We start from the raw sequence: 26,417 nt of genomic DNA, 5'->3' as shown, positions 1-26,417 counted from the left end.
CAGGCGGATAGATTGATTAAATGCGATTTTCAAGATACTTGGTTTAGCAGAATCGAAACTGAGTGCTGTCGATGGGCGCCTTTCCCAGACGACTAGACTGGAAAGGTTTCCGAGCAGCGCGGTTCGCCCATGGCCCATATCGTCTTCGCACCCTCCATCCAGCGACATGTTCCCTGCGAGGAGCAGGATGTGGCGGCGCGCACGGTCGGTGAGGCGCTGCAGGCGGTGTTCGCCCGCGAGCCGCGCCTGCGTGGCTACATCCTCGACGACCAGGGCAGCCTGCGCCGGCACCTGGTGATCTTCGTGGACGGCCTGCGTATGCGCGACCGTGACCATTTGAGCGACCCGGTCGAAACGGGGAGCGAGATCTATGTAGTACAAGCGCTTTCAGGCGGCTGAGGAGGTTGCTATGGACGATCGACTACTGGTCGGCACCCGAAAGGGGCTATTCACCTTCGAGCGTGACACGGGCGGCCAATGGAGCGAGACGCGCAAGGATTTCCTTGGCGAACCGGTCAGCATGCTGTTGTCTGATCCCCGTGACGAAACCCTGTACGCCTCGCTCAACCTCGGCCACTTCGGCGTGAAACTGTGGCGCCAGCGGGCAGGGCAGGAGTGGCAGGAATGCGCGGTGCCGGTCTACCCGCCGCAGCCCGACCCGCTGCCCGAGCCGAAGGAGGGCGAGGCCCCGCCGGCGCCCTGGAGCCTGCAGCAGATCTGGTGCCTGGAGACCGGCGGTCCCGCCGAGCCGGATGTGCTCTGGGCCGGCACCATTCCCGGCGGACTGTTCCGCAGTGCCGACGGCGGCGATAGCTGGGAACTGAACCGCCCGCTGTGGGACCGCCCCGAGCGCGCCCGCTGGTTCGGCGGCGGCTACGACTGGCCGGGCATCCACTCGGTGAGCGTCGATCCGCGCGACAGCCGGCACGTCACCGTCGGGGTGTCCTGCGGCGGCGTCTGGCAGACCCGTGACGGCGGCGCCAACTGGAACTGTACGACGAAGGGGATGCGCGCCGACTACATGCCGCCGGAGTTGAGCGAGGAATCGGCGATCCAGGACCCGCACCGGCTGGTGCACTGCCCGGCGCAACCGGACGTGCTGTGGGTCCAGCACCACAACGGCATCTTCGCCTCCCGCGATGGCGGCATGCAGTGGCATGACGTATGCGCGCAGCCGTCGAGCTTCGGCTTCGCCGTCGCCGTGCACCCGACAAAGCCGGATACCGCCTGGTTCGTTCCCGCCGCGAAGGACGAATGCCGCGTGCCGGTGGACGGCCGCTTCGTCGTCACCCGCACCCGCGACGGCGGCAAGACCTTCGAAACCCTCGATGCCGGATTGCCGCAGGCGCCGGCCTACGACCTGATCTATCGCCACTGCCTGGCGGTGGACGACGACGGCGACTGCCTGGCCATGGGCTCCACCACCGGCGGCCTGTGGCTCAGCGAGAACGGCGGCGACAGCTGGAGCTGCCTGTCGGCGCACCTGCCACCGGTCTATTGCGTGCGCTTTGGCTAGGTGCGGTGTTCGACGACGGGTGCATTATGATGCCCTCACCCCAACCCTCTCCCGGAGGGAGAGGGGGCACTGTGGAGCGGATTGATACAGCGTGCGATCCGGCGACACCGGACAATCCCCTCTCCCTTCAGGTGAGGGGAAAGGCGCGCGATTGGGTATCCGGAGCAACCCAAGCCGGGAAAACTCCTGTACCAAATCTCCAGCCGCCATTGGGAACGCCAGGCAAACTCTGATATCAAAGCGAAACCGGAGCAGCGTTGCGCTCCGGACTGCCCCTTTCTCCCTGGAATGCCCGATGTCTTCCATTTCCCTGACTGCCTCCCTGCGCCTGGCGGCCCTGGCCCTCGGCGTTGCCGTTTCCTCTGGCGTGCAAGCGCAAGCCTGTCCGCAAGGGCAGAGCGAAGTGTGCATTGCCACCTGTACGTGCATTCCCGATCCCCGGCCGATCTTCGGCACCATGCAGGAAGACCTTGGCGGAATCGCCGCCTCCGCGTTGCAGTCGTGGATTCTCGAGTCGCGCGCGGCGGCCCTGCGCGAGGGCAGCGAGCCGATCCCGGCGGATATCCGCAAGCAGCTCGAACCGTATTACGACAGCAAGGTGCTGGATGCGGCGCGCTTCAAGATCGGCAGCGGCGACCAGTTCAATATCGGCAACGCGGTGATGCAGAGCCCGGACACCGAAGCGGTGACGCTGGTGGACGTCATCGTCTTCCGCAACCTCAACGACGCCATGGAGAACATCCCGCTCTGGGCCCACGAGCTGAAGCATGTCGAGCAGTACCAGCAGTGGGGCGTGAAGGAGTTCGCCACGCGCTACAGCCACGACTTCAACAGCGTCGAAGCGCCGGCCTACCAGATGGGCAGCCGCGTGGCCCAGGCGCTGCGCGCGCAGAAGGCGGTCAGCGAGGGCCAGGTCAGCCGCTGAGCGCTGTTCGGCTGGCACGTCTTCTCGATTACGATCAGGTGTGGATCTGCCGGCGGGAGGAGATCGCCAGGCACTGGGTGGCGGACTTTCCGGTCTGGCGTTATCGGTCGTGCGCGATACGTCACGGCTGCTCCTGAAGCAGCAGTTCGCGCAGTTCCTTGCGCTCCGAGGGCAAGGTAGGCGCCTGCCACAGCGCAAGGACTCCGGACTCGCTGGTAATGGCGATCTGCGTTTCGAACTGCAGGTTCTGGTCTTCCATGGTGATGTAGGTAATGCGATACGCCAGGTGCGTCAGGTCTTTCTGGCCGTACATCTCAGTACCCTCCCTGGGGGCGGATGAAGGGGCCTACGCAGGAAACGTGCCGACTCGTGTTGGGGGGCGGCGGGCACAGCCATGCGGCTGCGGCGAGATTTTCCGGCACGGCTGGGGCGGGGCAGGTATGCTGTGGGGATGCCACCCAACCTCAACTGGGTGTCTTTCCCCTTTTCTGGAGCCAGCACATGACCCGCGACATACAACTATTCCCGGCTGACGAGATCGGCGACGCCCTCTGGGCTCTGCAGGAGGACGGTGAGGATCTGTCGTTCGAGCGTGAAGTGGAGTTTGCCGTGATCTTCCCGGACGAGCAGGCAGCCATGGAGTTCGCCGTCATGCTGCTGCAGAACGGCCAGAAAGTGGCCTGCTCGGAATACGATGGCAACGACCAACTACCGTGGCAGGTGCTGGCTTACCCGGTGATGGAACCTACCCACGAGAACATCAGCGCCTACGAGTCGCTGCTGGCGGAACACTCGGAAGAACTGGGCGGCAAGACTGACGGCTGGTCCGCGCTCTGATCCAGACGCGTTGACGTAGGGCGGGTGAAACCCGCCAGCAAGTAAGTAATGGCTTGGCGGGTTGCACCCGCCCTACGGGATTCAGCGAGTAGCCTGGACATGCCGACGGTGGAAAAGGCTTCGCCGTTTTCCACCCTGCTCGGAGTTGGGGTGCGACGCGAAGCTTGTCCACCTTCCGCTTCGGCGTGTTGCGCTGCAGGAGTTCACCTCGCGCATCGCACGCATGGCCTGCTACACCCCCGGCACATCCCTGGCTATCTGCCGCAGCGCCTGTTCGTAGTACTCGCTGGATTGCGCTCCGGAGATCAGTTGGCGGCTGTTGACGATCACCGCCGGCACCGCATGGATGCCGTGGCTCGTGTAGAACTCCTCCGCCTTGACCACCTCGTTCCCGTACACATCGCTGTCGAGGATTTCCCGCGCGCGCACCGCATCCAGGCCGACTTCCACGGCCAGCGACAGCAGCTCCTCGGGATCGCTCGGGTCGCGCCCTTCGCCGAAGTAGGCGTGCAGCAGCGCCTGCTTGAGCGCCACGTCGCGGTGCTGCTGGGCGGCCCAGTGCAGCAGGCGGTGGGCGTCGAAGGTGTTGTAGATGCGCGTGCGCTTGTGCAGGTCGAAGTGGAAGTCCACTTCCGCGCCGAGCGCCTGGATGTTCTCATGGTTGCGGGCGATCTCGTCGGCGTCGATGCCGTACTTGCGCTTGAGATGCTCGACCAGGTCCTCGCCTTCCCGCGGCATGTCGGCGTTCAGCTCGAACGGCTTGATGTGCAGCTCCACGTCCACCTCGTCGCCGAGCCGGCGAATGGCTGCGAGCAGGCCGTTCAGGCCGATGGCGCACCAGGGACAGACCACGTCGGAGATGAAGTCGATGGTGAGGGTCTTGCTCATTGCCAGGCTCTCCGGAAGTCCAATTCACCAAGAATGGGCCAGCACTGCGGCCAAGACCAGCCCCGCAGCCACTGTTCCGAATTCAAGTCACTGAACGCGCAATTGTTGCTGATCGACTTCCCGGTCGAGCGCATCGCCGATGAGCCCGCCTGTGACCGGCCGTTGCTGGAGAGGGACTGGGTTTGCCGATATCCGCAAATAGCGATTCCTGCTAAGCCTGCGTCCGATTCGATATATGCTGTTACATCCGGCGAATCACTGGGCCGGCCGTTGCCATCTAACCTGAAAGATTAGCCATAGGAAATTGTGGAGAGGCGCTGGATGAGCCGTATCCTGATCGTCGACGAGCAGCCGGTGACGCGGCACGCGGTTCGTCTGCTGATGGAGTCGGAAGGTCACGAGGTGGCAGGCGAGGCCGACAGCGGCCCGCAGGCACTGCAACTGGCGCGCAGCCTGGTGCCGGACCTGGTGATCCTCGAACTGTCGATACCCGGGCTCGGCGGGCTGGAAGTGATCCAGCGCCTGATCGCGCTCGAACAGGGCTTCAATATCCTGGTGCTGACTACCCGGGATTCGAAATACTTCGCCGGGCGCTGCCTGCAGGCCGGCGCCCGTGGCTTCGTCAGCAAGCAGCAGGACCCGCACGAGCTGAAGGCCGCGGTGAAGGCGCTGCTCAACGGCCAGAGCTATTTCCCCGGCCATGTGCTCAAGGGTGTGGGGCAGGAGCAGCAGAGCGGCGCCGTGCAGGCGCTGTCGGTGCGTGAACTCACCGTTCTGCAGTTGCTGGCGCGCGGCTTCAGCAATATCGCCATCAGCGAGCAACTGGCGATCAGCGACAAGACCGTCAGTACCTACAAGGTGCGCCTGATGCAGAAGCTGCAGGCAACCTCGCTGGTGGAACTGGTGGATATCGCTCGCCGCAGCGGTCTGATCGAGGCCGCCGGCAACGAGGCCGATGCGGGGCAGGACGCCAGCCTGGAGCCCGGTCAGCGTGAGCAGCTGGAACTGCTGCAGAAGATGATCGATGCCGTGCCGGGAACCCTCGTCGTCCGCGATACCCACGGGCGCCTGCTGATCTGCAACCAGGCCTTCGTGGACATCACCGGGGTTAGCCGGGAGGAACTGATCGGCACCCGCTACACCGATCTGCCCAGCTACTCGGAAGAGGATGGCCGGGCGATCCAGGAAAACTACCTGCAGGCGGTGGCACAGGGTATCCCGACGGCGTTCGAGCGGGTGTTCGACGACCGCCGTCTTGGCCGGCGCGTACTGACCCTGTGGGCCAAGCCGTTGCACGATGCCGAGGGGAAGCTGATCGGCATGCTCTGCGGTTCGCAGAACCACTCCGAACGCGATGAGCTGTTGCGCGAGCTGAACGACACGGCGCAGCGCATGGAGGCGGAGGATCGCGTCCGCACGGCCTTCGCTGCCACCATGAGCCGGGAGGTTCGCGGGGTGTTCCGCGGCATCTCGGCGATGATCGATCTGGCGCTGGCCCAGCCGGTCATCGACGACACGCAGCGCGAACCGCTGAAGGTCGCGTACGCCATGATTACCCGGCTGCAGGACCTGTTTTCCGATCTGCAGGATTTCAGCCGGCTGCAGGCCGGCAGGGTGCATCTGGTTCCGCAACCGCAGGATCTGCGGAGCCTGCTCGAAGCCTGTGTCGCTGGTTATCGCGAACAGGCGCAGGCCAAGGGGCTCGCGCTGGAGTTGCAGGTCGGCCGCCTGCAGGAGTCCCGCGTGTGGGTCGATGCGAAGCGCCTGCGCCAGGTGCTCGACAACCTGCTGAGCAACGCCCTGAAATTCACCGACAGCGGCGGGGTGGTCTGCCGCCTGAACAGCACGGGCTGCGGCAAGGGTCAGGTCGAGGTCACGCTGGAAGTGGAAGACAGCGGCATCGGCATCGAGGAGTCCGAGCTGGAGCATCTGTTCGAACCGTTCCGCCAGTTGCCCGACCAGCAGCGTCTGCTGCGCGGCGGCTCCGGCCTGGGGCTGACCCTGTGCCACGAGCTGCTGGCGCTGATGGGCGGCAGCATCGTCCTGAGCAGCCAGCCGGAGCAAGGCACGCGCGCCACGGTGCGGCTGGTGCTGCCCGTGGCCGGTGTTTGAGTCCATGGAGCCTTCTGAAGATAGGGAGAGAGCGAATGAGCAGCATCCTGATCGTCGATGAACAGCCGGTGACCCGGCACGCGGTCCGCCTGCTCATGGAGTCGGAGGGGCATGAGGTCGTCGGCGAGGCGGACAGCGGCCCGCTGGCGCTGCAACTGGCCCGGCGCCTGGTTCCGGACCTGGTGATCCTCGAACTGTCGATACCGGGGCTTGGTGGGCTGGAAGTCATCCAGCGTCTGCTGGCCCTGGACGAGGGTTGCAGGGTCCTTGTGCTGACCACCCAGGACTCGAAGTACTTCGCCGGGCGTTGCCTGCAGGCCGGCGCCCGCGGTTTCGTCAGCAAGCAGCAGGACCCGAACGAACTGAAGGCGGCGGTGAAGGCGCTGCTCAATGACCAGAGCTATTTCCCCGGCCATGCCCTCAGCAGCGCCGGCCATGCGGACGAGGCACTGCAGGGGCTTTCGGTTCGCGAGCTGACGGTACTGCAACTGCTGGCGCGCGGCTTCAACAATGTCGCCATCAGCGAGCAACTGGCGATCAGCGACAAGACCGTCAGCACGTACAAGGTGCGCCTGATGCACAAGCTGAATGCCACCTCTCTGGTTGAACTGGTGGACATCGCCCGGCGTCACGGCCTGCTCGCGACGGCCGGCGGAGAACTGGAGGAGCATGGGGGCGGCGGGCTGGATGCGGAACAGCGGGAAAGAATGCAGTTCCTGCAGAAGCTGATCGATGCCATGCCGACTCCGCTGACCCTGCGCGACCCCGATGGGCGGCTGATGATCTGTAACCAGGCCTGGCTGGAGCTGGCCGACACGACCCGGGAGAAAGCGATCGGCTCAAGCCTCGCCGACCTCCCCAGCTACATCGATCCGGAAGAAGCACAACTGGTCCAGGAGACCTTCCTCGAAGGGGTGGCCGAGCAGAAGCTGGTGTCTGTCGATCGTGTGGCGGATAGACAGACGGGACGGCGCACGCTCTCCATCTGGTCGAAGCCGCTGGAGGATACCGATGGCAAGCTGATCGGCATGTTCTGCGGCTCGGAGGACCACACCCAGCGCGAGGAACTGGTACGCCAACTGCGCGATTCGACCTTGCGCGCGGAGTCCATGAAACAGGTGAAGAGCGCATTCGCCGCGACCGTGACCCGCGAGATCGGTGCGGCCGTGCAAGGCATCGCCGGGACGCTGGAGCGGGTACTGGCGCGGCCGGCCGTCGATGAAGCGCAACGCGACCTGCTCAAGGCGGTGCGGGAGATCGCGGAGAATCTGCAGGGCGTGTTTTCCGACCTCGACGATTTCATCGAGCTGGACGCCGGCAGGGGCGCCCTCGATCCCCGGCCGCACGACCTGCGCAAGCTGATCGATGCCTGCCTGTCCGACTACCGCCCAACTGCCATCGCCAAGGGGCTGGAGCTGCGCCTGCAGGAGGGACAGGTCCGCGAGTCGCGGGTTCGGGTCGATGGCGGGCGGCTGCGGCAGGTGCTGGATAACCTGGTGAGCAATGCCCTGAAGTTCACCGACCACGGCGCTGTGGTGCTGCATCTGGACATGGTGGGGACTGCCGGCGGAGAGGTCGAGGTTGCTCTGGAGGTGGAGGACAGCGGCATCGGCATCGCCGCGGACGAGCTGGAGCACCTGTTCGAACCGTTCCGCCAGGTGCCCGACAAGCAGCAACTGCTGCGCGGTGGCACCGGAATCGGCCTGACGCTGTGCGAGCGGCTGGTCAGGCTGATGGGCGGCCGTATCGAGCTGAACAGCCAGCCGGGCGTGGGTACCCGGGTGACGGTGCGGCTGAGGTTGCCGGCTGCCAGTGAATGAGCCTCAACGGCTCAGCAGCGAAGCCCCGCCGGCGGTGGCGAACAGCGCAGCGCTGCCACGGTTGAACCAGGCCTGGCCCCTGCCGGAACGGAGGAAGTGCGCGGCACCGCGGGCACTCAGGCCGTAGAACAGCTTGCAGGCGAAATCCAGCACGGCCCAGGTGGCGATCATCAGCAGCAACTGCTGCCACAGCGGGTGTGCGGTGGTGAGGAACTGCGGCAGGAAGGCGGCGAAGAACAGGAGGTCCTTCGGGTTGCTCGCACCGAGGCCGAAAGCCTTCCAGAACATGCTGCGGAAGCTCGGGTTCACCGGCTGCTCCTCGGCAGTCCGCGGCTTGCCGGCGATGCGCGATTCCTTCCAGCTCTGCCAGGCGAGATAGAACAGGTAGAGCGCACCGAGGACTTTGAGCACGCTGAACAACTTCTCCGATGCCGCCAGCAGGGCGCCGAGGCCGAGAGCCGAGGCGCTGAGCAGACAGATCGACGCGCTGACCCCGCCGAGGAACGCCGGCAACGAGCGACGCAGGCCGTAGTTCAGGCTGTTGCTGACCATCAGCAGCGACAGCGGGCCGGGAATCAGGATCACGATCAGGGCGGCGCTGCTGAAGAGCAGCCAGGTTTCCAGGTTCATCGGTGAGGGGCTCGCTGGGCTGGGATGGAAGGTCCTGGTTCGAGTTGCTTGTTCCCCTCACCCTAACCCTCTCCCGGAGGGAGAGGGGATGGTAAGGCGTGAAGCGAAACGCTGAAGCTACCCCGCAACTCCATGCAACCCCCTCTCCCTCTGGGAGAGGGCAGGGGTGAGGGGGAAAAGCCCCGCAAGCAAATCAACCCGGGAACCGAACTCCCCGCAGCTTACAGGAAGATAAACTTGGCCACAAAGATTGCACAAAGTGCATACAGACTAACGGTCACATCCTTGTACCTGCCAGTGAACACCTTCATCGCCACATAGGTCACGAAGCCCAGCGCGATGCCGTCGGCGACCGAGAAGGTCAGCGGCATCATGATGACGGTGACGATGGCCGGGATGGTCTCGGTGTGTTCCTCCCAGTCGATGTGCGCGAGGCCGCCCATCATCAGCATGGCGACGTAGATCAGCGCGCCGGCGGTGGCATAGGCGGGGATCATGCCGGCCAGCGGGGCGAAGAACATCGCGGCGATGAACAGCAGGCCGACGACTACCGCGGTCAGCCCGGTGCGGCCACCGGCGGCGACGCCCGCGGCGCTTTCCACGTAGCTGGTCACCGGCGGCACGCCGAGCACCGCACCCACCGCGCTGGAGGCGCTGTCGGCCTTCATCGCCTTGGACAGGTTCTCGATGCGGCCGTCCTCGCGCACCAGATGCGCGCGCTGCGCCACGCCCATCAGGGTGCCGGCGGTGTCGAACATGTGCACGAAGAGGAAGGCCAGGATCACGCTGATCATGGTCACGTTGAACGCGCCGGCGATGTCCATCGCCATGAAGGTCGGCGCCAGGCTCGGCGGCATCGAGAACACGCCGCCGAATTCCACCAGACCGAGACCGAGGCCGACGAGGGTGACGGTGAGGATGCTGATCAGGATGCCGCCGAACACGCGGCGATATTCCAGCACCGCGATCATCAGGAAGCAGATGGCGGCGAGCAGCGGGCCGGGCTTGGTCAGATCGCCGATGTGCACCAGGGTGGCGGGGTTGGCGACGACGATGCCGGCGGTCTTCAGGCCGATCAGCCCGAGGAACAACCCGACCCCCGCGCCCATGGCGAAGCGCAGGCTCGGCGGAATGCTGTTCAGCAGCCATTCGCGGATGCGCGAGAAGGTCAGCACCATGAACAGGATGCCGGAGAGGAACACCGCGCCGAGGGCGATCTCCCAGCTGTAGTTCATGGTCTTGACCACGGTGTAGGTAAAGAAGGCGTTGAGACCCATGCCCGGCGCCAGCCCCACCGGCCAGTTGGCGTACAGCCCCATCAGCATGCAGCCCAGCGCGGCGGCCAGGCAGGTGGCGACGAACGCGGCGCCGTGGTCGATGCCGGCGTCGGCCATGATGTTCGGGTTGACGAAGATGATGTAGGCCATGGTGATGAAGGTGGTCAGGCCGGCGGCCAGTTCCGTCTTCACCGTGGTGCCGTGCTGGCTGAGCTTGAACAGACGTTCGAGCAGGCCGCCGGCGGGTCGGGCTGTAGCTGAATAGATGGCTTGTTGTTCTTGTTCCACAGCGGGTACTCCTCAACGCTCTTGTTGTTGGTCCTTGCCGTCGGCTGGTTCACCTGCGTCCCTTGCGCAACGGAAAGGCTGTGAGGGTGTGTTTCTGACCTTGAAGTCAGGAAGTCACGCGGCGGATTATGCACTTGTATACAAAAAGTTCAAATAATGTTTCGTAAGTGGTTGCGCGTTCTTTACAAAAAAACACACAGGTCGTTCCCACGCTTCTGCTCGACATCCAGCCCGGAATTGGCGGGTGGAGGAGGGGTGGGATACATGCAGGATTGCTGCGCAGGACTGGACAATTTGTGTACACTATTGCGCAAACGCACGCGCGTGCCACTATTTCGCCGTCCCCGAATGGATTCAGCCCAGGCCGATGGCCGGATGAGCAAGGTTCGATACCGATGACCGACCAGTTGCAACAGTTCAAGAAGCAGCCGCGCAATGGCAAGAGCCGCAGCGGCACCCAGGACGAGATCGTCTACGCTCACATCTTCGACGCCATCCTCGAACAGCGCCTGGCGCCCGGCACCAAGCTGAGCGAAGAGGCGCTGGGCGAGATCTTCGGCGTCAGCCGCACCATCATCCGCCGCGCCCTGTCGCGCCTGGCCCACGAGCAGGTGGTGCTGCTGCGTCCGAACCGCGGCGCGGTGGTGGCCAGCCCGAGCATCGACGAAGCCCGGCAGATCCTCTTCGCCCGCCGCACCGTCGAACGCGCCATCACCGAACTGGCGGTGGACAACGCCAGCTCCGAGCCGATGGCCGAACTGCGCGAGATGGTGAAGGAAGAAGAGGCCAGCTTCGCTCGCGGCGACCGCGGCGCCGGCATCCGCCTGTCCGGCGAGTTCCACCTGAAGCTCGCGGAAATGGCGAAGAACGCGCCGCTGGTGAGCTTCCAGCGCAGCCTGGTGTCGCAGACTTCGCTGATCATCGCCCAGTACGAAAGCGGCGGCCGTTCGCACTGTTCGTTCGACGAACACAACGAAATCCTCGACGCCATCGAGAAGGGCGACAAGGAAAAGGCCGTGACCCTGATGATGCACCACATGGCGCACATCGACGACAAGCTGAACCTGGAGAGCGACGCCGCCTCCGGCGACCTGCACGCGGTCTTCTCGCACCTGCTGACCAGCAAGAAGAAACCGCGCCGCTCCAAGGCGGATGCGGATTCGGCGGCCTGATCGCCAGGCTGGAAACGCAAAGGCCCCGCTGAAGAGCGGGGCCTTTTTGTTTGCGGCCAGACGGGTAGGGCGGGCGCAACCCGCCAATTCTTGTGGTGGCCATCTGGCGGGTTTCACTCGCCCTACGCCCGGGGCGCCGGATCGCGGGCATGGCCCAAGGACCGTAGGATGGGTTGAGCTTGCGATACCCATCGATTGGCACTGCACCGTTGGGCTTCGCAGGCTCAGCACCAACCTACGAAAAGCACGCACCTGCTCCGAGGCGTGACGTAGGTTGGCGCTGAGCGCAGCGAAGCCCAACAACTGCCGGGCACTGCGTCATGGGTATCGCTTCGCTCAACCCATCCTACAAGTTGCGGCAGGGCGGGTGGATCGACTCAGCGCCGATCGCACCATACCGTCTGCGGATTGAGGAACTCCCTCAGGCCGAAGTGCGACAGCTCGCGTCCGAAGCCGCTTTTCTTCACGCCGCCGATCGGTACGCGCGGGTCGGAGGCGGAGAAGCCGTTGATGAACACCGCACCGCTGACGATGCGACGGGCCAGGCGCTTGGCGTTGGCGACGTCGGCGCTCCACAGTGCGCCGGAGAGGCCGAACTCGCTGTCGTTGGCCATCTCGATGGCATGTTCGGCATCGCGGGCGACGATCAGCGAGGCCACCGGGCCGAAGATTTCCTGGCGGAACGAGGTCATGCCCGGCTGAATTCCGGCGAGAACGGTTGGCGCATAGTAGTTGCCGTCGCCTTCCAGCTTGTGGCCGCCCAGCAGCAGGGTGGCGCCTTCGGCGATGGTTTTCTGCACCTGCTGGTCCAGTTCTTCGCGCAGGTCGGCGCGGGCCATCGGGCCGACGAAGGTGGCGTCGTCCAGCGGGTCGCCGATCTTCAGCGCCTTGACCGCCTCGACGAAGCGCTCGGTGAATGCATCGGCAATCGACGCTTCGAGGATGATGCGCTTGGCGGCGATGCACACCTGGCCGCAGTTGTTGAAGCGGCTGGCGACGGCGGCTTTCACCGCTGCATCGATGTCGGCGTCGGCGAGGACGATGAAGGGGTCGGAGCCGCCGAGTTCCAGCACGCACTTCTTCAGCGCGGCGCCGGCCTGGGAAGCGATGGCCGCACCCGCGCCGACGCTGCCGGTCACGGCGATGGAAGCGATGCGCGAATCGGCGATGGCCCTGGATACCAGCGGCGGCTCGACGTTGAGCACCTCGAACACGCCTTCCGGCAGACCGGCTTCAAGCCAGGCCTTCTGCAACTGGTAGGCGCAACCCATGACGTTCGGCGCGTGCTTGAGCACGTAGGTGTTGCCGCCAAGGATGATCGCGACCGCGCCGCGCATCACCTGCCAGGTCGGGAAGTTCCACGGCATTACCGCCAGAACGGGGCCGAGGGGCAGCCAGGAGACATAGGCCTTGCCGCCTTCGATGCTGGTCGGCTCGTCCTGCAGCATGGCCGGGCCGTGTTCGGCGTACCACTCGCAGAGGCCGGCGCACTTGTTGATCTCGCCGCGCGCCTGGCTGACCGGCATGCCCATTTCCCGGGCTTCCATACGGGCCATCGGCTCGACATTGGCGCGCAGCACGGCGGCCATCCGGCGCAGCACTTCGACGCGCTGCTCGACCGGCGTATCGCGCCACTGGCGGAAGGCGCTGTCGGCGGACTGCAGCACGGACTCAAGGTCGTCGGCGTTCTGGAACGGATAGCGGGCCAGTTCCTCGCCCGTGGCAGGGCTGCGGGAGATGGCGGCAGGGATGGCGGCGATCTGGTTCATGTGGTCCTCGCGAGGCGCAGGTGGTGTTGTTGTTGAGCAAAAATTAATCTGCGCATGAATTCATGTAAAATGAATAATCAAGAAAGATTCTTTCTCTTGGAGAGAATATGGACCTGACCCAACTGGAAATTTTCCGCGCCGTCGCCCAGACCGGCAGCATCACCGCGGCCGCCGGCCTGATGCATCGTGTCCCGTCGAACCTCACCACGCGCATCAAGCAGCTGGAAGCGGAGCTGGGCGCCGAGTTGTTCATCCGCGAGAAGTTACGCCTGCGCCTGTCGGCGACCGGCAAGAGCTTCCTTGGCTACGCCGAGCGCATCCTCGATCTGGTGGAGGAAGCGCGGCAGGTCGCCAGCGGGGCGGAGCCGCATGGCAGCTTTTCCCTCGGTTCGCTGGAAAGCACTGCGGCGGTACGCATTCCGGCCCTGCTCGCGGCCTATCACCAGCGCTACCCGAAGGTGCAGCTGGATCTTTCCACCGGGCCTTCCGGCGAGATGATCGATGGCGTGCTGTCCGGACGATTCAGCGCAGCTTTCTCCGACGGCCCGGCGAACCATCCGCAACTGGATGGCCGCCCGGTGTTCCAGGAAGAACTGGTGCTGATGAGCACCGTCGCGCATCCGCCGGTACGCGATGCGCGGGACGTGGCGGGGGAGACGGTGTTCGCCTTCCGCGATACCTGTTCGTACCGCAAGCGCATGGAGAGCTGGTTCGCCGAACATCGCGTGGTGCCGGGCAAGATCATCGAGATGGAGTCCTACCACGGCATGCTCGCCTGCATCGCCGCCGGCGGCGGGGTGGCGATGATCCCGCGGCGGATGTTCGAAAGCCTGGCCGGCGGCAGCAACGTGGCGATCCATACGCTGGAGTCCAGGCACGCCGACGTCACCACCTGGCTGTTCTGGCGACGCGGCACCGAAATGCCGGCCCTGCGCGGCCTCAACGAGGTGCTCGATTCCTACCAGAGCGGCGCGTAGGTTGGCGCTGAGCGCAGCGAAGCCCAACATCTGCCGAGCCGCGGCACCGTTGGGCTTCGCAAGCTCAGCACCAACCTACGGTGAGCGTCTTAATGATGCCCGCACAACGCATCCCGGCCGCGTTCGCCGAGGATGTTGAACAGCAGGTTCAGCGCCACCGCCCAGATCGCGGTCATGGCGATGCCGCTGTGGGTGATCGGCTCCAGCCAGTGGGGCAGGGCGGCGAAGAAGTCCGGGCGGACTACGGGAATCATGCCCATGCCGATGCTCACCGCCACCAGCAACTGGTTGCGGCGGTCGCTGATGTCGGCTTCCTGGAGGATGCGGATGCCGCTGGAAGCGACCATGCCGAACATGGCGATGCCGGCGCCGCCGAGCACCGCCGGCGGGATGGAAGCGATCACGAAGGCGACCTTGGGCAGCATGCTGAGGGCGATGAGGATGCCGGCGGCGGCCACGGTGACGAAGCGGCTGCGCACCCCGGTCATCTGCACCAGGCCGATGTTCTGGGCGAAGGACGAGTGGGTGAAGGTGTTCAGGAAGCCGGCGAGGAAGGACGCTCCGGCGTCGCAGAGCAGGCCGCGGCGCAGGCGGTTCGGGCAGATCTCGGTGTCGGTGAGCTTGCCCAGGGCGAGGAACATGCCGGTCGATTCGACGAAGATGATCACCACCACCAGGCACATCGACAGCACTGGCGCCAGGTGGAACTCCGGCATGCCGAAGTGCAGCGGGGTGACCAGGTCGAACATCGGCCGCTCGGCCATGCCGCTCAGGTCGACCATGCCCATGCCGGCGCCGATGAGGTAGCCGAGCAGCATGCCGATCAGCACCGAGACGTTGACCCAGAAGCCTTTCAGGAAGCGGTTGATCAGCAGGATCACGGCGAGCACGAAGGACGACAGCGCCAGGTACTCCAGCGCGCCGAAGGTGGTCGCGGAGTGGCCGCCGCCAGCCCAGTCGATCGCGACCGGGAACAGGCTCATGCCGATGGAGGTGATCACCGTGCCGGTCACCAGTGGCGGGAAGAAGCGCACGATGCGGCTCATGAACGGCGCGATGAGCATGCCGAAGAAGCCCGCGGCGATGGTCGCGCCGAAGATGCCGGGCAGGCCGACGCCGGGCATGCCGGCCATGGCCACCATGCTGCCGACCGCGGCGAAGCTGGCGCCCATCATCACCGGCATGCGGATGCCGACCGGGCCGATGCCGAGGGATTGCACCAGGGTGGCGATACCGGCGACCAGCAGGTCGGCATTGATCAGGAAGGCGATCTCCTCGCGGGAGAGGCCGGCTGCCTGGCCGACGATCAGCGGAACGGCGATGGCGCCGCCGTACATCAGCAGCACGTGCTGGAAACCGACCAGCAGGAGCTGCAGCAGCGGCAAGCGTTGATCGACAGCCGAGCCGCTGACGCGGCGCTCAGGTACCTCGGACATGCAACACCTCGGGCTTTTTATTGTTGTCAGTCGCTGGCGGACGCCGGTGAGGTTCGGCGCCGATGGGCTCGTCAAGCGCCGGCAAGGGCCGGGCGATGCAGCGGACGAATTTATACCCGCTGCCTGTGCTCGATTCAATCTGTTTTTTGTATACAAAACCACTTCCAAGGCTCTGGCGTGCCGGCCTTGTGGCATGTCTGGCCGGACGAGCAGCGGCTGCCCACCCGATGCGAGTACGGACAGCGGGCAGGATTGCGGGCAGAATGCCGCCGCGAATACGTAACCCCCGGTAAAACAAAGGTAAATAGCGGGTAAAGAGGCTTTGCCTGCGACGTTGCCGTGCTTATCGTTCACACTCGATACTCTCTGATGCCCTCCGTCCTCCTATGACCATCATGATCCCTAGCAATGGAACGCCCTCGAAACTCCGCACCCTGCGCCCCTGGCTGATCACTGCGGCGGCTTTCGCCGCGGTGGCATTGCTGATCATGTGGCTCAGCGCGGCGCCCGATCCCGCGCCACAGGCACGCGGCGGGCGACCTGGGCCGGGCATGGGCGGCGGACCGGGCGGGGCGATGATCACCGTCAGCGTGGCGCCGGTGGTGCAGGGCGACCTGCCGGTGCATTACCACGCGCTGGGCACCGTCACCGCGTCGAACACCGTCAACGTGCGTCCGCGGGTCAACGGCCAACTGGTCAAGGTGCTGTTCCAGGAAGGCCAGGAAGTGAAGGCCGGCGATCTGCTCGCAGTGGTCGATCCGCGCCCGTACCAGGCGGCGCTGGCGCAGGCCGAGGGCACCCTGCTGCAGAACCGCGCGCAACTCACGAACGCCCAGACCGACCTGCAGCGCTACAAGGGCCTGTACGCCGAGGACTCCATCGCCAAGCAGACCCTGGATACCCAGGAAGCGCTGGTGCGCCAGTATGAAGGCACCCTGCGCACCAACCAGGGCCAGGTCGACGACGCCAAGCTGAACCTCGAATTCACCCAGATCCGCGCACCGATTGCCGGCCGCCTCGGCCTGCGCCAGGTGGACGTCGGCAACCTGGTGACCTCCGGCGATACCACGCCGCTGGTGGTGATCACCCAGGTCAAGCCGATCACCGTGGTGTTCAGCCTGCCGCAGCAGCAGCTCGGTACCGTCGCCCAGCAGCTCACCGGCAGCCAGCCGATCCCGGTGGAAGCGCTGGATCGCAGCCAGAACCGCACCCTGGCCACCGGCACGCTGATGACCCTGGACAACCAGATCGACACCACCACCGGCACGGTCAAGCTCAAGGCGAAATTCGTCAATGACGACCAGCGCCTGTTCCCCAACCAGTTCGTCAATGTGCGCCTGCTCGCCGAGACCCTGCAGAGCGTGCTGACCATCCCGGCCAATGCCGTGCAGCGCGGCAACGACGGCACCTACGTGTTCGTCGCCGGCGAGGGCGACAAGGCGCAGCGCCGGCTGGTCACCCTGGGCACTGCCGAAGGCGAGCGCGTGGTGGTCAGCGAGGGCCTGAAGGCCGGCGAGCGGGTGGTGGTGGAAGGCACCGACCGCCTGCGCGACGGTTCGCAACTGCGCATCGCCGGCAGCCCGGACAAGGCGCCGGTGGCAGCCAATGGCGACAAGCCCGAAGGCGCCGCGCGCTCCCATGCGGGCAAGGGCGACGGTAAGGCGCAATGAACCCGTCCCGTCCGTTCATCCTGCGGCCGGTGGCCACCACGCTGCTGATGGTGGCGATCCTGCTGTCCGGGATCATCGCCTACCGCTTCCTGCCGATCTCCGCGCTGCCCGAGGTGGACTACCCGACCATCCAGGTCGTCACCCTCTATCCCGGCGCCAGCCCGGAGATCATGACCTCCTCGGTGACCGCGCCGCTGGAGAACCAGCTTGGGCAGATTCCCGGGCTCAACGAGATGTCCTCCACCAGTTCCGGCGGCGCCTCGGTGATCACCCTGCAGTTCAGCCTGGACAGCAACCTCGACGTCGCCGAGCAGGAAGTGCAGGCGGCGATCAACAGCGCGCAGAGCCTGCTGCCCAAGGATCTGCCGAACCAGCCGGTGTTCAGCAAGGTGAACCCGGCGGACGCGCCGATCCTGACCCTGGCGGTGATGTCCGACAACATGCCGCTGCCGCAGATCCAGGACCTGGTGGATACCCGCCTCGCGCAGAAGATCTCGCAGATTTCCGGCGTCGGCCTGGTCAGCATCAGCGGCGGCCAGCGTCCGGCCGTACGTATCCGCGCCAACCCCGCCGCGCTGGCGGCCGCCGGGCTCAGCCTGGAAGACGTGCGCAGCACGGTGAACGCCAACAACCTCAACGGGCCGAAGGGCAGCTTCGACGGTCCGACACGCTCCTCGACCCTCGACGCCAACGACCAGCTGCGCGATGCCGATGCCTACCGCGACCTGATCGTCGCCTACAAGAACGGCTCGCCGCTGCGCATCCGCGATGTCGCCAGCGTCGAGGACGACGCCGAGAACGTGCGCCTGGCCGCCTGGGCCAACGCCACTCCGGCGGTGGTGCTGAATATCCAGCGCCAGCCCGGTGCCAACGTCATCGAGGTGGTCGACAGCATCAAGGCCATGCTGCCGCAGTTGCAGGCGACCCTGCCGGGCAACCTCGACGTGCAGGTGCTGACCGACCGCACCACCACCATCCGCGCCTCGGTGAAGGACGTGCAGTTCGAGCTGCTGCTCGCCGTTGCCCTGGTGGTGATGGTGACCTTCCTGTTCCTGCGCAACATCTCCGCCACGCTGATCCCCAGCTTCGCTGTGCCGCTGTCGCTGATCGGCACCTTCGGCGTGATGTACCTGTCCGGCTTCTCGATCAACAACCTGACGCTGATGGCGCTGACCATCGCCACCGGCTTCGTGGTCGACGACGCCATCGTCATGGTGGAGAACATCGCGCGCTACCTGGAAAAGGGCGACTCGCCGATGCAGGCGGCGCTGAAGGGCTCCAAGCAGATCGGCTTCACCATCATCTCGCTGACCTTCTCGCTGATCGCCGTGCTGATCCCGCTGCTGTTCATGGGCGACGTGGCCGGCCGGCTGTTCCGCGAGTTCGCCATCACCCTGGCGGTGGCGATCCTGATTTCCGGCTTCGTCTCCCTGACCCTCACGCCGATGCTCAGCGCCAAGCTGCTGCGCCACGTCGATCCGGAACAGGAAGGCCGCTTCGCCCGCGCCGCCGGCCGTGTCATCGACGGCATGATCGCGCGCTACGCCAGCGCGCTGAAGGTGGTGCTGCGTCACCAGCCGCTGACATTGCTGGTCGCCATCGGCACCCTGGTGCTGACCGCCATGCTCTACGCGTTCATGCCCAAGGGCTTCTTCCCGGTGCAGGACACCGGGGTGATCCAGGGCATCGCCGAGGCGCCGCAGTCGATTTCCTTCCAGGCCATGGCTTCGCGCCAGCAGGAACTGGCCAAGGTGCTGCTGGCCGATCCGGCGGTGGAAAGCCTGTCGTCGTTCATCGGCGTCGACGGCACCAACCCGACGCTGAACACCGGCCGTCTGCTGATCAACCTGAAACCGCACCATGAGCGCGACGTCACCGCCAGCGAAGTGATCCGCCGCCTGCAGCCGCAGCTGGACGACATCGCCGGGATCAGGCTGTACCTGCAGCCGGTGCAGGACCTGACCATCGAAGACCGCATCGCCCGCACCCAGTACCAGTTCACCCTGCAGGACGCCGACCCGGACGTGCTCGCCGAGTGGGTGCCGAAGCTGGTCGCGCGCCTGCAGGAGCTGCCGCAGCTCGCCGACGTCGCCAGCGACTGGCAGGACAAGGGCCTGCAGGCCTACCTGAACATCGACCGCGACAGCGCCGCGCGCCTCGGCGTGAGCCTGGCGGACATCGACAGCGTGCTCTACAACGCCTTCGGCCAGCGGCTGATCTCCACCATCTTCACCCAGGCCACCCAGTACCGCGTGGTGCTGGAGGTGGCGTCGAACTTCCAGATCGGCCCGCAATCGCTGGAAAACCTCTACGTGCCGGCCAGCGACGGCACCCAGGTGCGCCTGTCGACCCTGGCCAAGGTGGAGGAACGTGACACCCTGCTGGCGATCAACCATATCGCCCAGTTCCCGGCGGCCACCGTGTCGTTCAACCTCGCCGACGGCGTGGCGCTGGGCGAGGCGGTGCAGGCGATCCGCGACGTCGAGAGCGAGATGCAGATGCCGCTCAGCCTGCAGACCGGCTTCCGTGGCGCGGCGCTGGCGTTCGAGTCGTCGCTGACCAACACGCTGCTGCTGATCCTCGCCTCGGTGGTCACCATGTACATCGTGCTGGGCATCCTCTACGAGAGCTTCATCCACCCGGTGACCATCCTCTCCACGCTGCCTTCGGCGGGCGTCGGCGCGTTGCTGGCGCTGATGGTGGCGCGGCAGGACATCGGCATCGTGGCGATCATCGGCATCATCCTGCTGATCGGCATCGTCAAGAAGAACGCGATCATGATGATCGACTTCGCCCTCGACGCCGAACGCAATGAAGGCAAGCCGCCGCACGAGGCGATCTACCAGGCCTGCCTGCTGCGCTTCCGGCCGATCCTGATGACCACCATGGCCGCGCTGCTCGGCGCGCTGCCGCTGATGCTCGCCACCGGCGCCGGCGCCGAGCTGCGCCGGCCGCTGGGCATCACCATGGTCGGCGGCCTGCTGCTCAGCCAGGTGCTGACGCTGTTCACCACGCCGGTGATCTACCTGTACTTCGACCGCCTGGCGCGGCGCTGGAATGCCTGGCGCCGGCGCCACGGGCTCGATCCGTATGCCGATGACGAAGGCGGCGAGGCGGAGCGGGGCTGATGAACATCTCCCGTCCGTTCATCCTGCGGCCGGTGGCGACCACGCTGCTGACCCTGGCGCTGCTGCTCGCCGGCATCCTGTCGTTCGGCCTGCTGCCGGTGGCGCCGCTGCCCAACGTCGATTTCCCGACGATCATGGTGCAGGCCGCGCTGCCCGGAGCCAGCCCGGAAACCATGGCCTCGTCGGTGGCGACGCCGCTGGAACGCTCCCTCGGGCGGATCTCCGGGATCACCCAGATGACCTCCAGCAGTTCGCTGGGCAACACCACCATCGTGGTGCAGTTCGACCTGTCCAAGGACATCGACGGCGCCGCCCGCGAGGTGCAGGCGGCGATCAACGCGGCGGCGAGCCTGTTGCCCACCGGCATGCCGAACAATCCGACGTACCGCAAGGCGAACCCGTCGGACCAGCCGATCATGATCCTCACGCTCACCTCGGACACCTACACCCGCGGCGAGATGTACGACCTTGCCTCGACCATCGTTTCGCCGCGCCTGTCGCAGGTGAAGGGGGTGGGGCAGGTGAGCATCGGCGGCAGTTCGCTGCCGGCGGTGCGCATCGACCTCAATCCGGACCAGCTCAGCCACTACGGCCTGTCGCTGGAAAGCGTGCGCAACGCGGTGGCCAACACCAACTCCGACGGCCCCAAGGGCGCGCTGGAGAAGGACGGCCGTCACTGGCAGGTGGACGCCAACGACCAGTTGCGCAAGGCCGCCGAATACGCGCCTATCATCGTCCACTACAACGCCGAGACCGGCGCCGCCGTACGCCTGCGGGACGTGGCGAAGGTCAGCGACAGCGTGGAGGACGTGCGCAACGCCGGCTTCTCCGACAACCTGCCGGCGGTGCTGCTGATCGTCAGCCGCCAGCCGGGGGCGAACATCATCGAGGCCACCGACGCCATCCACGAGCAGTTGCCGATCCTCCAGGACGTGCTCGGCCCGCGGGTCAAGCTGAACGTGATGGACGACCGCAGTCCGTCGATCCGCGCCTCGCTGGAAGAGGCCGAGCTGACCCTGCTCATCTCGGTGGCGCTGGTGATCCTGGTGGTCTGGCTGTTCCTGCGCAACGGCCGCGCCACGCTGATTCCCAGCCTGGCGGTGCCGGTGTCGCTGATCGGCACCTTCGCCGTGATGTACCTGTGCGGCTTCTCGCTGAACAACCTGTCGCTGATGGCGCTGATCATCTCCACCGGCTTCGTGGTGGACGACGCCATCGTCGTGGTGGAGAACATCGCGCGGCGCATCGAGGAGGGCGACCGTCCACTGCAGGCGGCACTACGCGGCGCCCGCGAGGTGGGCTTCACGGTGCTGTCGATGACCCTCTCGCTGGTCGCCGTGTTCATCCCGCTACTGCTGATGGGCGGCATCACCGGCCGGCTGTTCCGCGAGTTCGCCGTGACCCTGGCGGCGGCGGTGATGGTCTCGCTGATCGTATCCCTGACCCTCACGCCGATGCTCTGCGCGCGCCTGCTGCGCCCCATCGACCGCACGCCGAAGGCTTCCCTGGCGCGCCGTGGCAACCGCCTGTTCACCGCCTTCATGCTGAGCTACCGCGCCAGCCTGAGCTGGGCGCTGGAGCATTCGCGGCTGATGATGGTGATCCTGCTCGGCTGCATCGCGCTCAACTTCTACCTGTTCGCCGTGGTGCCCAAGGGCTTCCTGCCATCGCAGGATTCGGGGCGCCTGCGCGGCTTCGCGGTGGCCGACCAGAGCATTTCCTTCCAGGCGCTGGAACAGAAGATGGCGCGCTTCCGGCAGATCCTCACCGAGGATCCGGCGGTGGAGAACGTGGTCGGCTTCGTCGGCGGCGGCAAGTGGATGTCGAGCAACACCGGCTCGTTCTTCGTCTCGCTGAAGCCTATCGGCGAGCGCGACCCGGTGGAACAGGTCGCGGCGCGCCTGCGCAAGCGCATGGCGGAAGTGCCGGGGGCGACGCTCTATCTGGTGGCCGGCCAGGACGTGCGCATCGGCGGCCGGCAGAGCAACGCGCAGTACGAGTTCACCCTGCGCAGCGACGACCTCGCGCTGCTCCGCGAATGGGCGCCGAAGGTGCAGACGGTGCTGGAGAAGGTGCCGCAACTGACGGACGTGAATAGCGACGCCCAGGACAAGGGCGTGCAGACGCGCCTGGTGATCGACCGTGACCGCGCCGCCAGCCTCGGCGTGGATGTCGCGGCGGTGGACGGCGTGCTCAACGACTCCTTCGGCCAGCGGCAGATTTCCACCATCTTCAACCCGCTGAACCAGTATCGCGTGGTGATGGAGGTGGACCAGCAGTACCAGCAGTCGCCGGAGGTGCTGCGCCAGGTCTACGTGATCGGCGCGGACGGGCAGAAGGTGCCGCTGTCGGCCTTCACCCACTACGAGCCGAGCCGCGCGCCGCTGTCGGTGAACCACGACGGCCAGTTCGCCGCGACCACCTTCTCCTTCAACCTTGCCCCGGGCGCGCTGATCGGCCCGGCGCGTGACGCGGTGATGGCGGCGCTGGAGCCGATCCACCTGCCGCTCGACGTGCAGGCCAGCTTCGAAGGCAACGCCGGCGCCGTGCAGCAGACCCAGGACGACATGCCCTGGCTGATCCTGCTGGCGCTGGTGGCGGTGTACATCGTGCTCGGCATCCTCTACGAGAGCTACGTGCATCCGCTGACCATCCTCTCGACGCTGCCGTCGGCGGGCGTCGGCGCCTTGCTCACGCTGCTGCTGTTCCGCACCGAGCTGTCGCTGATCGCGCTGATCGGGGTGATCCTGCTGATCGGCATCGTCAAGAAGAACGCGATCATGATGATCGACTTCGCCCTCGACGCCGAACGCAACGAGGGCCTGAGCCCGCGCGACGCGATCCTCGAAGCCTGCATGAAACGCTTCCGGCCGATCATGATGACCACCCTGGCGGCCATCCTCGGCGCGCTGCCGCTGATCTTCGGCGTCGGCGGCGATGCCGGCCTGCGCCGTCCGCTGGGCATGACCATCGTCGGCGGGCTGATCGGCAGCCAGTTGCTCACCCTCTACACCACCCCCGTGGTCTACCTCTATCTCGACCGCCTGCGCCATTGGGTCAACCAGAAGCGCGGCGTGCGCACCGATGGCGCCCTGGAGACACCGTTATGAAATTCCCGTATTCCGTGATCGCCCTGGCACTCGCCGCCGCTCTTGGCGGCTGCGCCATCGGCCCGGATTACCAGCGGCCGGACCTGCAGATGCCCGCCAGTTTCAAGGAAGCCCAGGGCTGGCGCCTGGCGCAGCCGCAGGAGCTGCTCAACCGCGGCGCCTGGTGGGAACTGTACGGCGACGCCACGCTGAACGACCTGCAGCACAAGCTGATCGCCGCCAACCAGACCCTGGCGCAGTCCGAGGCGTCGTATCGCCAGGCAGCGGCGCTGGTGAAGGGATCACGTTCGACGTTCTTCCCGTCGATCAGTGCCAGCGCCGGCAAGACTCGCTCGGGGCAGGGCGGCGGTGGCGGTACGGTGCGCCTGCCGGACGGCTCGACGGTGAGCAGCGGCAGCACCGGCGGCGTCTCCACCAGCTACGACGCCAGCATCGGCGTGAGCTGGGAGCTCGACCTGTGGGGCAAGCTGCGCCGCCAGTTGGAATCCGACACCGCCGCGATGGACGCCAGCGCCGCCGACCTCGCCGCCTCGCAGCTCAGCCTGCAGTCGCAACTGGCGCAGACCTACCTGCAACTGCGGGTGATCGACCAGCAGAAACGCCTGCTCGACGACACCGTGCAGGCCTACCAGCGTGCGCTGAAACTCACCGAGAACCAGTACAACGCCGGCATCGTCACCAAGGCTGACGTGGCCCAGGCGCGCACCCAGCTGAAGAGCACCGAGGCGCAGGCCATCGACCTGAAGTACCAGCGCGCCCAGCTCGAACACGCCATCGCCGTGCTGGTCGGCCAGCCGCCGGCGCAGTTCAGCCTGGCGGCGGTGGACGACATCCCGAAACTGCCGGACCTGCCCGCCGTGCTGCCGTCGCAACTGCTGGAGCGCCGGCCCGACGTGGCCGCCGCCGAACGCCGGGTGATCGCCGCCAACGCCCTGATCGGCGTGAACAAGGCCGCCTGGTTCCCCGACCTGACCCTCAGTGCAACGGGCGGATACCGCAGCGGCAGCCTGGACAACTGGATCAGCACACCGAACCGCTTCTGGTCGATCGGCCCGCAGTTCGCCATGACCCTGTTCGATGCCGGCCTGATCTCGTCCCGGGTCGAACAGGCCGAGGCCAGCTACGACCAGACCGTGGCCAGCTACCGGCAGACCGTGCTGGACGGCTTCCGCGAGGTGGAGGACTACATGGTCCAGCTCGACGTGCTGGAAGAGGAGAGCGGCGTGCAGCAGGAAGCCCTCGACGCCGCCCGCGAGGCGCTGCGCCTGACCAGCAACCAGTACAAGGCCGGCACCGTCGACTACAACAGCGTGGTCACCACCCAGACCGCCGCACTGAACAACGAACGCACCGTGCTGACCCTGCTCGGCAACCGCCTGACCGCCAGCGTACAACTGATCGCCGCCCTCGGCGGTGGCTGGGACAGCAACCAGATCCAGGACGCCAGCGCCAGCCGCTGATCCCGTAGGTTGGCGCTGAGCGCAGCGAAGCCCAACGATCCAGCCCCCGACAGATGTTGGGTACTGACACCGTAGGTTGGCGCTGAGCGTAGCGAAGCCCAACGATGCAGTGCCCGGCGGATGTTGGGTACTGACACCGTAGGTTGGTGCTGAGCGTAGCGAAGCCCAACGATGCAGTGCCCGGCGGATGTTGGGCTTCGCAAGCTCAGCGCCAACCTACGTCACCAGCAACCCGCCCCCCCCCATAACGAAAAAGCCCCGCGCGAGGCGGGGCTTTCGAATCACCAGCGTTTGCCTTTGTAGCCGCCGCCGTTGTAATAGCCACGGCCGCCGTAATAGTGCTTGCCGCTGTGGTAGTACCTGCCCCCGTTGTAGTACCTACCGCCGCCGTTGTAGTAGCGCGGCGCGTAATAGCGTGGTCCCGGAACCACCACGACCGGCGGCTGGTAGTAGACCGGATAGGGTTGGTAATAGACCGGCGGAGGCGGGGCGTAGTAGACCGGTGGCGGGGCGTAGACGGGGGCGGGGGCGTAGTAGCCGCCGCCGGCGACTATGGCTCCTCCGACCAGTGCGCCGACGACCGCGCCGATGGCGGCGGCGTCGCTGTTGCTGTTTGCCGAAGCCGGCCCGGCAACGGCCAGGGAACCGCACAGCACAACCAAAGCAGGGATACGGCTAAGCATGGTGCACCTCCTCGAAGGTACTGGCGCCTTGCCAACACTTCTCAGACAAATGTGTTGAACAAATATTAACCAGTGCTGTGTAAAGGGAGTGTAAATGGCGCCGTACGGCTATCTGCCGGAAAAACACGGCTATTTCGCTGTATTCGCGAGCATCGGCCGCGTTAACGCCCGGTAGCAAACTGCATGGCAGCAATTGCTGCCGGAGACCGGCCTCGGCTGCTATGGTTGCCTCTTTGCAAAAGACTCAGGAGGTCATCATGTCGTTGCAACGTGCTTCCCTTGCCGCGCTCTTCACCGTCGCGCTGCTGGCTGGGTGCAGTTCAACCGATAAGCAACCCGAAGACGCCGTCGCCAGCATGGATCGCTGCAATGCCCAGCCGGTCCAGGCGCTGATCGGCAAACCGGTTTCCCCCACGCTGGTCGACGAGGCCAAGCGCTCCTCAGGTGCGCATGTCGCCCGGGTTCTGAACCCCAACGATCCGGTGACCATGGACTACAACTCCCTGCGTCTGAACATCGACGTCGATGCGCAACAGGTGATCCGCCAGATTCACTGCGGCTGAAGGTGCAGACAGCGGGCCACACCGGCGCCGAGCGCCGTGGCTGGCCACCGTGGCCCGCAGTTCCGGCTCTGTTTTTCTTCAGTAATAACGTTAAGTTTTTACTGCAATTCATTGATTTAAAATAACTAAATTTTATTAAGACTTTACTTTAAGTTC

The 26,417-nt window shown here is 65.7% G+C and carries 20 protein-coding genes and 2 pseudogenes; 15 read left to right on the top strand and 7 right to left on the bottom strand.

Translation table 11 applies throughout. The features are described 5' to 3' along the window. Positions 1-129 precede the first annotated feature (129 nt). The 3 genes from JFY56_RS01480 (at position 130) to JFY56_RS01470 (ending at position 2,441) form a co-directional block, all read left to right on the top strand. A complete protein-coding gene (locus JFY56_RS01480; protein WP_208311716.1) occupies positions 130-399 on the top strand; it encodes a MoaD/ThiS family protein in 270 nt (89 codons plus the stop codon). A gap of 10 nt (positions 400-409) precedes the next feature. Further along, positions 410-1,516 carry a WD40/YVTN/BNR-like repeat-containing protein gene (locus JFY56_RS01475; protein WP_208311715.1) on the top strand — a complete coding sequence of 369 codons (1,107 nt, stop codon included), beginning with the start codon at positions 410-412 and terminating at the stop codon, positions 1,514-1,516. Between the two features lie 295 nt (positions 1,517-1,811). Further along, positions 1,812-2,441: an eCIS core domain-containing protein gene (locus JFY56_RS01470; RefSeq protein WP_208311714.1), complete on the top strand. Its 630-nt coding sequence runs from the start codon at positions 1,812-1,814 to the stop codon at positions 2,439-2,441. A 121-nt stretch (positions 2,442-2,562) separates the two neighbouring features. On the opposite strand, the gene ptrC is transcribed toward JFY56_RS01470, so the two are convergent. Continuing rightward, positions 2,563-2,754 (bottom strand): type III secretion system co-regulatory protein PtrC, encoded by a 192-nt coding sequence (ptrC, locus tag JFY56_RS01465; RefSeq protein ID WP_208311713.1) that lies wholly within the window; start codon positions 2,752-2,754, stop codon positions 2,563-2,565. Between the two features lie 188 nt (positions 2,755-2,942). Between ptrC and JFY56_RS01460 the strand changes: the two genes are divergently transcribed. Next, positions 2,943-3,278 carry a ribonuclease E inhibitor RraB gene (locus JFY56_RS01460; RefSeq protein ID WP_208311712.1) on the top strand — a complete coding sequence of 112 codons (336 nt, stop codon included), beginning with the start codon at positions 2,943-2,945 and terminating at the stop codon, positions 3,276-3,278. 231 nt (positions 3,279-3,509) lie between these two features. Here JFY56_RS01460 and JFY56_RS01455 read toward each other — a convergent pair whose 3' ends face one another. Continuing rightward, positions 3,510-4,166, bottom strand: coding sequence for a DsbA family oxidoreductase (locus JFY56_RS01455; protein WP_208311711.1), 657 nt, complete (start codon positions 4,164-4,166; stop codon positions 3,510-3,512). A gap of 321 nt (positions 4,167-4,487) precedes the next feature. Between JFY56_RS01455 and JFY56_RS24335 the strand changes: the two are divergent. The 4 genes and pseudogenes from JFY56_RS24335 to JFY56_RS24320 all read left to right on the top strand — a co-directional run. After that, a pseudogene (locus JFY56_RS24335) lies at positions 4,488-5,099 on the top strand (response regulator); the annotation flags it as partial. Next, the gene (locus JFY56_RS24330) at positions 5,076-6,278 is read left to right on the top strand and encodes a PAS domain-containing sensor histidine kinase (protein WP_328824807.1); all 1,203 of its coding nucleotides are present in this window, start codon (positions 5,076-5,078) and stop codon (positions 6,276-6,278) included. The pseudogene JFY56_RS24335 and the gene JFY56_RS24330, both read left to right, overlap by 24 nt. Before the next feature lie 35 nt (positions 6,279-6,313). Further along, a pseudogene (locus JFY56_RS24325) lies at positions 6,314-6,919 on the top strand (response regulator); the annotation flags it as partial. Between the two features lie 66 nt (positions 6,920-6,985). Beyond that, complete coding sequence (locus JFY56_RS24320; protein WP_268968830.1) at positions 6,986-8,098, top strand: sensor histidine kinase; 1,113 nt, start codon at positions 6,986-6,988, stop codon at positions 8,096-8,098. A 3-nt stretch (positions 8,099-8,101) separates the two neighbouring features. On the opposite strand, the gene JFY56_RS01440 is transcribed toward JFY56_RS24320, so the two are convergent. After that, positions 8,102-8,728 carry a LysE family translocator gene (locus tag JFY56_RS01440; protein WP_208311708.1) on the bottom strand — a complete coding sequence of 209 codons (627 nt, stop codon included), beginning with the start codon at positions 8,726-8,728 and terminating at the stop codon, positions 8,102-8,104. A gap of 221 nt (positions 8,729-8,949) precedes the next feature. Beyond that, the gene (locus tag JFY56_RS01435) at positions 8,950-10,293 is read right to left on the bottom strand and encodes an NCS2 family permease (protein ID WP_208311707.1); all 1,344 of its coding nucleotides are present in this window, start codon (positions 10,291-10,293) and stop codon (positions 8,950-8,952) included. Positions 10,294-10,688: 395 nt separating this feature from the next. On the opposite strand from JFY56_RS01435, the gene JFY56_RS01430 reads away from it, so the two are divergent. Then, complete coding sequence (locus JFY56_RS01430) at positions 10,689-11,465, top strand: GntR family transcriptional regulator (protein ID WP_208311706.1); 777 nt, start codon at positions 10,689-10,691, stop codon at positions 11,463-11,465. Positions 11,466-11,842: 377 nt separating this feature from the next. On the opposite strand, the gene JFY56_RS01425 is transcribed toward JFY56_RS01430, so the two are convergent. Further along, on the bottom strand, positions 11,843-13,234 hold the full coding sequence (locus JFY56_RS01425; protein WP_208311705.1) for an NAD-dependent succinate-semialdehyde dehydrogenase: 1,392 nt from the start codon (positions 13,232-13,234) through the stop codon (positions 11,843-11,845). A gap of 107 nt (positions 13,235-13,341) precedes the next feature. Between JFY56_RS01425 and ptrR the strand changes: the two genes are divergently transcribed. Beyond that, the gene (gene ptrR / locus JFY56_RS01420) at positions 13,342-14,211 is read left to right on the top strand and encodes a putrescine utilization regulator PtrR (protein ID WP_208311704.1); all 870 of its coding nucleotides are present in this window, start codon (positions 13,342-13,344) and stop codon (positions 14,209-14,211) included. An 89-nt stretch (positions 14,212-14,300) separates the two neighbouring features. On the opposite strand, the gene JFY56_RS01415 is transcribed toward ptrR, so the two are convergent. Next, positions 14,301-15,647 (bottom strand): nucleobase:cation symporter-2 family protein, encoded by a 1,347-nt coding sequence (locus JFY56_RS01415; protein ID WP_208311703.1) that lies wholly within the window; start codon positions 15,645-15,647, stop codon positions 14,301-14,303. A gap of 395 nt (positions 15,648-16,042) precedes the next feature. On the opposite strand from JFY56_RS01415, the gene JFY56_RS01410 reads away from it, so the two are divergent. Genes JFY56_RS01410 through JFY56_RS01395 form a run of 4 tightly spaced genes read left to right on the top strand, consistent with a single transcriptional unit; the run spans position 16,043 to position 25,015 of the window. After that, positions 16,043-17,317, top strand: coding sequence for an MdtA/MuxA family multidrug efflux RND transporter periplasmic adaptor subunit (locus JFY56_RS01410; RefSeq protein WP_208311702.1), 1,275 nt, complete (start codon positions 16,043-16,045; stop codon positions 17,315-17,317). Continuing rightward, positions 17,314-20,445, top strand: a complete 3,132-nt coding sequence (locus JFY56_RS01405) for an MdtB/MuxB family multidrug efflux RND transporter permease subunit (protein WP_208311701.1) — start codon at positions 17,314-17,316, stop codon at positions 20,443-20,445. The genes JFY56_RS01410 and JFY56_RS01405 overlap by 4 nt, the downstream gene beginning before the upstream one ends. Continuing rightward, positions 20,445-23,555: a multidrug efflux RND transporter permease subunit gene (locus JFY56_RS01400; RefSeq protein WP_208311700.1), complete on the top strand. Its 3,111-nt coding sequence runs from the start codon at positions 20,445-20,447 to the stop codon at positions 23,553-23,555. Before JFY56_RS01405 ends, JFY56_RS01400 begins: the two co-directional genes overlap by 1 nt. Next, positions 23,552-25,015, top strand: coding sequence for an efflux transporter outer membrane subunit (locus JFY56_RS01395; protein ID WP_208311699.1), 1,464 nt, complete (start codon positions 23,552-23,554; stop codon positions 25,013-25,015). The genes JFY56_RS01400 and JFY56_RS01395 overlap by 4 nt, the downstream gene beginning before the upstream one ends. 281 nt (positions 25,016-25,296) lie before the next feature. Here JFY56_RS01395 and JFY56_RS01390 read toward each other — a convergent pair whose 3' ends face one another. Further along, the gene (locus tag JFY56_RS01390) at positions 25,297-25,698 is read right to left on the bottom strand and encodes a hypothetical protein (RefSeq protein ID WP_236032385.1); all 402 of its coding nucleotides are present in this window, start codon (positions 25,696-25,698) and stop codon (positions 25,297-25,299) included. A gap of 257 nt (positions 25,699-25,955) precedes the next feature. Between JFY56_RS01390 and JFY56_RS01385 the strand changes: the two genes are divergently transcribed. Next, complete coding sequence (locus JFY56_RS01385; protein WP_208311698.1) at positions 25,956-26,261, top strand: I78 family peptidase inhibitor; 306 nt, start codon at positions 25,956-25,958, stop codon at positions 26,259-26,261. The last annotated feature ends 156 nt before the right edge of the window (positions 26,262-26,417 follow it).

This window comes from Pseudomonas schmalbachii (genome assembly GCF_017589465.1).
Lineage (GTDB): Bacteria > Pseudomonadota > Gammaproteobacteria > Pseudomonadales > Pseudomonadaceae > Pseudomonas > Pseudomonas schmalbachii.
Note: the sequence above shows the minus strand (reverse complement) of the source record. Positions and strands in the feature narration are given on the sequence as shown.